Raw genomic sequence first — 6,868 nt, forward strand, 5'->3', positions numbered from 1 at the left:
CTCCTGCCATTCTTGACTACTACGGTCTGGCCACACAGGATGAGCTTTGGTTTCAATCTGCGAGCCATCAAAACGCACCTCTGTTGCTAAATAGTCATTAATCGAGCCATCAGCATCCCAATCTTTTTTAACTTCGTGTAAAACACCCGTTGCAGATTGGGTATCAATACGGGTCTCTGCATAATTGGCTTTTTGTAAATCATACTCGCCATTTGTGCGGACAAACTCTTTAAAGCTATACGTATTTATTAGCGTATTATTTTCACTTAGTGAACTTTCAGTTGTGTGGTGAATGAAGTCAATATCAGTATAGTTTTCTGCTAATACAGATCCCTTAATATCCCCACCTTGATAGCTACGGTCTTCACCCTATGCTATCTCTGGTGCCTCAACACTTGGTTTCGATTCATCAAAATATTCAAAATATGTTGTAGTTGTTGCTGTCCACGTCCCCTGTTTGTAAGATTTACCTTTAAATAGGCGCTCATTATCACCATTTCTATCAATCTCATACTTCACTTCAGCTTCAAAAGTACCATCTACTTTTTTACTCTCAGTTACAGAGACGATCTCATAGATTAATGGTTCTCCACCGATCTCCATTTGCGTGCCATCTGCATTGAGGCGGTACTTTGTTGCTTCCCATTCAATCACTTTATCGCCACTATCAGCTGTTGTTGTTATTTCTTTAGAGACCTCTTTAATAAAAACAATTTCCAATGTATGCCAGTCAGTGAATGAGTACTTTTTAACCCTAGCTAGTACTTCTTGATTGTCCTCCAGACTACTTGCGACCTCCCCTGCTAATTTTTGGCTTTCTTGCAGATCATCAGTTGTACTCACTGCATGATCAGCTAGCTCATTAAGCTTCACGAGTTCTAATCCAACCTCTGCTGTTGGATCAAGGAAGTCAGCAAATAGTAGATCTTTAAGTTTGTCTATATCAATGTCTAAATCAGCTGCAGTCTTCTCTAATACCGTTGATTTAGCTGCATCTATTGCAAATGTTAATGCATTTGCAGGTAAGTCACCTGAAACCACTAGATCTAGGGTCGCTTTGACTTCATCATACAATTCCGTGGTAAAAGGGGTGATAGCTTGAGAAAAACTTTCAGCTTGCTCTAAATCAAAGTCTAAAATCGGGGGGGTGGTTAAGACCAGATCATTGTCCTCAGTAAACTCCTCACCCGTACTTATGTCTACAGCCCCAGCACCAACAAGAACAACAACAGGACTAGTAGGCAGAGCCGCAATATCAGCATCGCTTAGTGGCAAACGATAAGCACCTGTATCATCAGAGAGAGCAGATGGTTCGCCCACATCGAGAACTCCATTACGGTTTTTATCTAAAAATACAGTTGATCCACTAATATAACCATCAACGACCTTACCTTTAAGGCCAACCTTAGCAGCCACAGTGATAGTGAAAGCGGGTAAGCTCACGCTAGCTTGACCATCATTGACACTCAACGTAATCGCGCTTGATACTCCGACATCTGCAAAACTTGGTTGACCGCTGATCATGCCTGTAGCTGTGTCCAGAGAGGCCCAGCTAGGCAAATTTTGTGCACTGAATGTCAATGTGTCGCTATCGGTATCGCTTGCCGATGGTGTAAAGCTATAAGTCACCCCCTCATCCACAGAAGTTGCAGGTACACCTGATATCTCTGATGGAGAATTAACCGGAAGAGGAGTATCACCGCCTCCACCTCCACCACATGCGGTTAAGGCTAAACTAATAGCAGCAGCTAATGATAGTTTTTTATATTGCAGCTTCATAATAAGTTCCTTGAATCAAGAAGATCGCCAGCCATTTAATTGACCAAAACCAGTCATTTAATTGACCAAAATTAAAAAATGCACTTTACAGTAAAACCATCAAAAAAAAACACAACGTCAACATAAATATTTACCGCGCAATTCACACAAAAAAATAAAACCCAAGTAACAATTCAATGAGGAATATTTCCAGCGAGATAATAAAAAACAGCAGGCAAATCAAAAAATGTAAATACTACATTTCTAGTACACAAATCTGCTAGAATCCCGCCTTGTAGCCTCAGCATCAATAAGTAAGCTACAAACTAACACCAAAGCAGCTTAAGGGATTAGCCGCATAAGGTACTTACAACTATTTTCCCTTAGGAACTCGCTCCATGAAAAAACACTTTTCCCGTACCAGTATTGTTTTAGCGCTCACAAGCAGCTTATTTGTCAGTGCTTGCTCAGATGCACAAAACACCGCCGCGAGCAAAAGTGAGCAACTAATGGCGCAACCGATTGAAGTTACCATCACTTCACTTGATGACTTAAATGCTTTATTTGATAAATACCAATATAACAATGAGAGCTGGGGAAAAGGCAACCGGGAAGTCCCGCGCATTACGTTTTCAGGCGTCGACGAACGCTGGGCAGAAGGTTCAAAAAATCTGCCGGTGCAGACCAAAAAAATGCTATTTTTCCGCCTAATGGCACCACTGGCATTAGTTGCCAATGAAAACATTCTGCGTGAACGTGAAATTGTTAAAACCAGCGCCTTAGATGCAGCCAAACTTAAAAGCATTGCCCTTAAATATCGCATTATTGAAAATGAAACTGCCGTCTTAGATGAAGAGATGCGCATAACCTTATTAACCCGCGTAGATATCCTGCCTCCCTCTTTAACACTCGCGCAAGCTGCTGAAGAAAGTGGTTGGGCGACATCGCGTTTTGCTCAAGAAGGTAACGCTTTTTTTGGTCAGTGGGATTTTACCGGCAACGGCATGAAACCTCAGGCGCAGCGAAAAGAGCTGGGTAATTATGGCGTTGCACGCTTTGATAGCCCGCTTGCTTCAGTGGAAGGTTATATGTTTAACATTAATACCAATAAGGCTTATCGGAAATTACGCATTTTACGTACTGAACTGCGCGCCGAAAACAGAGCGCTCACGGGGCATGAACTGGCGGGTACACTCGATAAATATTCAGAACGCGGCCAAGCTTATATTGACGGATTACGCTCAATGATCCGCTACAATAAACTTGAACAAGTCGACCAGGCGTATCTATCTGATAATAAGTTAATCCACTTAATCGCCGATAAATAATTGAGCACTGTTTATAAAAAAATAGAAGCGTATTCGCACACGCTTCTATTGTTATTAATCAGCTAATGCTGCATTAAATCGCGCAAATCCAGTCTCTAAATCCGCAATTAGATCATCAACATTTTCCAAACCGATATGCAGACGAATCAACGGTTTACTGCTATCCCACTTTGTTGCGGTACGTAGTTTATCAATACCAAATACCCCTAAAATAAGACTTTCATACCCGCCCCAGGAAAAGCCCATTTTAAAATAGCTCATATTTTCAACTAAAGCGGTGACTGATTTTAAGTTGCCCTCTTTTAATACAAAGGAAAACAGCCCATTAGACGCACTAAAATCACGTTTAAAGAACTCATGACCGGGGCAAGTTTCAAAAGCCGGATGGCGAAGATGATCGACTTCCGGACGAGCCGCTAACCAGTTCGCTATCTGCAGTGCATTCTTCTCATGTTGCGCCATACGCACGCCTAATGTACGCAAACCGCGACTTGCTAAATAAACATCATCTGGTGAAGTACACTGCCCCATCAAATAACTGTGTTCACGTAATTGCTCCCACTGTTTCTCATTTGCTGTTGCCGTACCCATCATCACATCAGAGTGACCAACGATATATTTAGTCGCGGCTTGAATCGAAATATCGACCCCCATCTCAAACGGACGGGAGTTAATCGGTGATGCCCAGGTATTATCCAACATCACAATCATATCATTTTGATGAGCAATCGCACTTAATGTCGGTACATCTTGAATTTCCATGGTAATTGACCCCGGAGATTCTAAAAATAACACTTTGGTATTGGGTCTTATCAGCGAGGCAATACCGGCACCAATTAACGGATCGTAATAGGTTGTTTCGATACCAAAACCCGCCAGTAAACCATCACATAATGCGCGGGTCGGTTCATAAGCGTTATCCACCATTAACAGATGATCTCCCGCTTGCAGAAATGACATTAACGCACCACTGATAGCAGCGGCTCCTGACGGGTAAAGCGCGGTACCAACGCCCCCTTCCAGTTCTGCAATGGCTGCTTGAAAAGCAAAATGAGTCGGACCTCCGCGACGTCCGTAAAACATCTCTCCGTTAGCACGATTTTTGGTCGCAAAACGCATCTCTTCCATGGTGTCAAAAAGCATTGTTGATGCACGAAATACAGGGGGATTGATCACCCCTTTTGTCCATTTTTTATCACGACCTAAACTAACAATCTGTGTTTCTTTTTTCATAGCAATTTTCCATAACTGAGGGTGTTACATTTTCTATTTTTAACATGTTAACATTTAAGTAACAGATGAGCAGTAGCAATCATAAGATGCTCAGCAACATTTAAAATAAACTGTAATTTTTCCATTAGCACTTTAAAATATACAATCATTTAATACTAACTCTATTTTTTCTCTTATAATCGATATCATAATTACAAATTATTAAGGCACTAAAATGCACTTTGAATCTGAGTTTTCACTCAACCGTCAACACCTGGAAGAGTGTTACGATCAGTCTCTTCCATTTAGCAAAAACCGCACCCCGAGAATCAAGCTTATGACAGTTTTAGTTGTCACTGCAGTGCTTATTTTACTGATCGGTGAGCAACAAGATGTCCTGGCTTATTTCTTAATGGCATTAGCTTTAGTGGAATACTTTAGTTTTCGCTATCGCCGCGCATGGTGGCTAACAAGACAGGTATGGAGCCGAAATTCAGGTAATATCATTAAGTTAATCATTGATGATAAAGGGGTGGAAATCCAAAGCTTATACAGTAATCTGCAGCTGTTATGGTCAGATATAATTAAGATAGATGAAACTGAAAAAGGGTTAATGCTGACACTTAAAAATGGTTCGCAAAATTACCTTTCTAAAGCAACGCTTACAGCAGAAGTGGTTGAATTTATTAAAGGCCAGATCCAATAAAACAGTAAACGGATCGATGCTAAAAATCATCAATGCTTTTCATCTCAAAAACGCTATATGCAGGTGTTTGGTAGGGATGAGAAGCAAGCAACGCCTGTAAAACCGGCTTAATGTTTTGCGCTGCACAGACCATCTCAACTTTATACTCTGCAACAGTTTCAACCTGATTAATTGAACCAATAAAAGGATTGCTGGCCTCAAGCGGTCTAAACTGCCCTGTACCCAGCGACTGCCAGGCACAATTATCATAATCACCAATCCGACCGGCACCGGCATTAAAGAGTGCCGATTTAACACTTTCCAGATGTGATGCCGGCACATAAAACACAAGTTGATACATACTATTTTCCTTTTTTTAAATAGAGAAACACAGGTAACAAAAGCAGACTGGTGGTCAGCATATCCGCAACACTATGATAATTAAGAAACCACATAAGATAAAAATAAGCGCATAGTGACAGTGGCGCAAATAACAGCAGTATTCTATTTTTCAAACTAAGGTCGACAACAAACAGCAGTGCAATCGCGCTATGTGTACTGTAATCCATCCCCAGTGATGGCCAAATATTTAAACAGCTATCGAGCAGCATCAAAGCATAAACAGCAATAGCCGACAGCAGTAATGTTTTAATTTGTAACCTGCGCGTTTGCCTTGACTCTTTTTGCCAATAATAGATCCAGCAGAGCAGTAGCAGTGGTGTATATAGATCTGCACTAATTGCCAGAATATTCATGATTCGAATTGATTAAAAAAACGTAAACGTTGTAAATAACGTAATTGCTCATCAGCCAAACAGGCAGGTTTAAAGCGAATTTTCTGACCCGCTGACTTTTGAGCCAGTAAACTTAAATCACAGCGCGCAACACAGCCAATTTTAGGATAACCACCCAGTGTTTGCCTGTCTTGTAATAAAATAATCGGTAAACCATCTGCTGGAATTTGAATACTGCCCAGTGCGATTCCCTCGGAAATTATCCCCCTGCTTAAACAGGCGATGCTTTGCCCCGTCAAACGTAACCCCATACGATCGCTTTGTGCATCAATAGTATATTCACTACTGTAAAACTTGGCTTTTTGTGCACTTGAAAAGTGATCGCATTGGTATGATTCAATAACCCCCAAGGTTAATGGTTTATTATAATCAGCGATAAACTGGCCGGGCATTTTTGTACCAATAAAGTTATTTACCTGTTCAAAAACAGCTAAGCTGTCAGCGCTTTTTAAATTGCCGCCAGCACCATCAACGCCTCCTAAAAAGTTACGCTTAACCGTACTGCTGCTGCCGTATTTTGGGGGGATATTAAAACCGCCCTTTACCGCTAAATAAGCACGTACACCCGAGCTTGCAAAACCGAGCTTTAAACGTTGCCCTTTTTTAAGGATAAAACTGCGATTATTGCTTTGTGCTGTTTTTTTTCCCGTTTTCGTCAAGATAAAGGCATTCATCTCAGCCCCTGTTAAGGCCAGTTGCAGATCACATTCAGCTGCAAATTCTGCCTGTCCAAAGCTGATTTCAATTAAGGATTTATCGGCACTGTTTTTTAACAGATAATTTGCCCAACCGGCGGCGCGCTCATCGACAACGCCACCTTGACTTAAACCCTGTTTGGCTTGCCCATAACGCCCCAAGTCCTGTAACTGGCTAAATAGACCTGCATTAATCACATATAAACCTGGATTACTTTTCATCGCTAACCTGCCCGCCTAGTTTGAGAAATTCATCCAGTAAAACAGATCTGAATTTAACGCTATCCCCCACTGCAAAGGGGCTGATTGGACTGCCATTCGGATCGAAAAGTTTAAGCGGACAATTACCAATAATCTGCCAGCCACCGGGGCTATTTTCGGGATAAACAGCCGTTT

Annotated in this window: 8 protein-coding genes; 2 read left to right on the forward strand and 6 right to left on the reverse strand. The window is 41.5% G+C overall.

Annotated features, from left to right (window positions below):
- Positions 1 to 369: 369 nt before the first annotated feature.
- A complete protein-coding gene (locus AC4GME_RS03485) occupies positions 370 to 1,779 on the reverse strand; it encodes a putative Ig domain-containing protein (protein ID WP_490375578.1) in 1,410 nt (469 codons plus the stop codon).
- A 377-nt stretch (positions 1,780 to 2,156) separates the two neighbouring features.
- On the opposite strand from AC4GME_RS03485, the gene AC4GME_RS03490 reads away from it, so the two are divergent.
- Positions 2,157 to 3,086: a glucosaminidase domain-containing protein gene (locus AC4GME_RS03490; RefSeq protein ID WP_490375577.1), complete on the forward strand. Its 930-nt coding sequence runs from the start codon at positions 2,157 to 2,159 to the stop codon at positions 3,084 to 3,086.
- Positions 3,087 to 3,140: 54 nt separating this feature from the next.
- Here the strand turns inward: AC4GME_RS03490 and AC4GME_RS03495 are convergent, their stop codons facing one another.
- A complete protein-coding gene (locus tag AC4GME_RS03495; protein ID WP_490375576.1) occupies positions 3,141 to 4,319 on the reverse strand; it encodes a cystathionine beta-lyase in 1,179 nt (392 codons plus the stop codon).
- A 214-nt stretch (positions 4,320 to 4,533) separates the two neighbouring features.
- Between AC4GME_RS03495 and AC4GME_RS03500 the strand changes: the two genes are divergently transcribed.
- Positions 4,534 to 5,004, forward strand: coding sequence for a YcxB family protein (locus AC4GME_RS03500; RefSeq protein WP_490379017.1), 471 nt, complete (start codon positions 4,534 to 4,536; stop codon positions 5,002 to 5,004).
- Positions 5,005 to 5,023: 19 nt separating this feature from the next.
- Here AC4GME_RS03500 and AC4GME_RS03505 read toward each other — a convergent pair whose 3' ends face one another.
- From AC4GME_RS03505 to AC4GME_RS03520, 4 genes are all read right to left on the reverse strand, one after another.
- Positions 5,024 to 5,344, reverse strand: coding sequence for a YqfO family protein (locus tag AC4GME_RS03505; protein ID WP_490375574.1), 321 nt, complete (start codon positions 5,342 to 5,344; stop codon positions 5,024 to 5,026).
- Between the two features lies 1 nt (position 5,345).
- Complete coding sequence (locus AC4GME_RS03510; RefSeq protein WP_490375573.1) at positions 5,346 to 5,738, reverse strand: hypothetical protein; 393 nt, start codon at positions 5,736 to 5,738, stop codon at positions 5,346 to 5,348.
- Positions 5,735 to 6,694, reverse strand: a complete 960-nt coding sequence (locus AC4GME_RS03515; RefSeq protein ID WP_490375572.1) for a 5-oxoprolinase subunit C family protein — start codon at positions 6,692 to 6,694, stop codon at positions 5,735 to 5,737. Before AC4GME_RS03515 ends, AC4GME_RS03510 begins: the two co-directional genes overlap by 4 nt.
- A partial coding sequence (locus AC4GME_RS03520; RefSeq protein ID WP_490379018.1) for a carboxyltransferase domain-containing protein occupies positions 6,684 to 6,868 on the reverse strand: 185 nt, incomplete at its 5' end. The genes AC4GME_RS03520 and AC4GME_RS03515, both read right to left, overlap by 11 nt.

The organism is Psychromonas sp. (genome assembly GCF_983033635.1).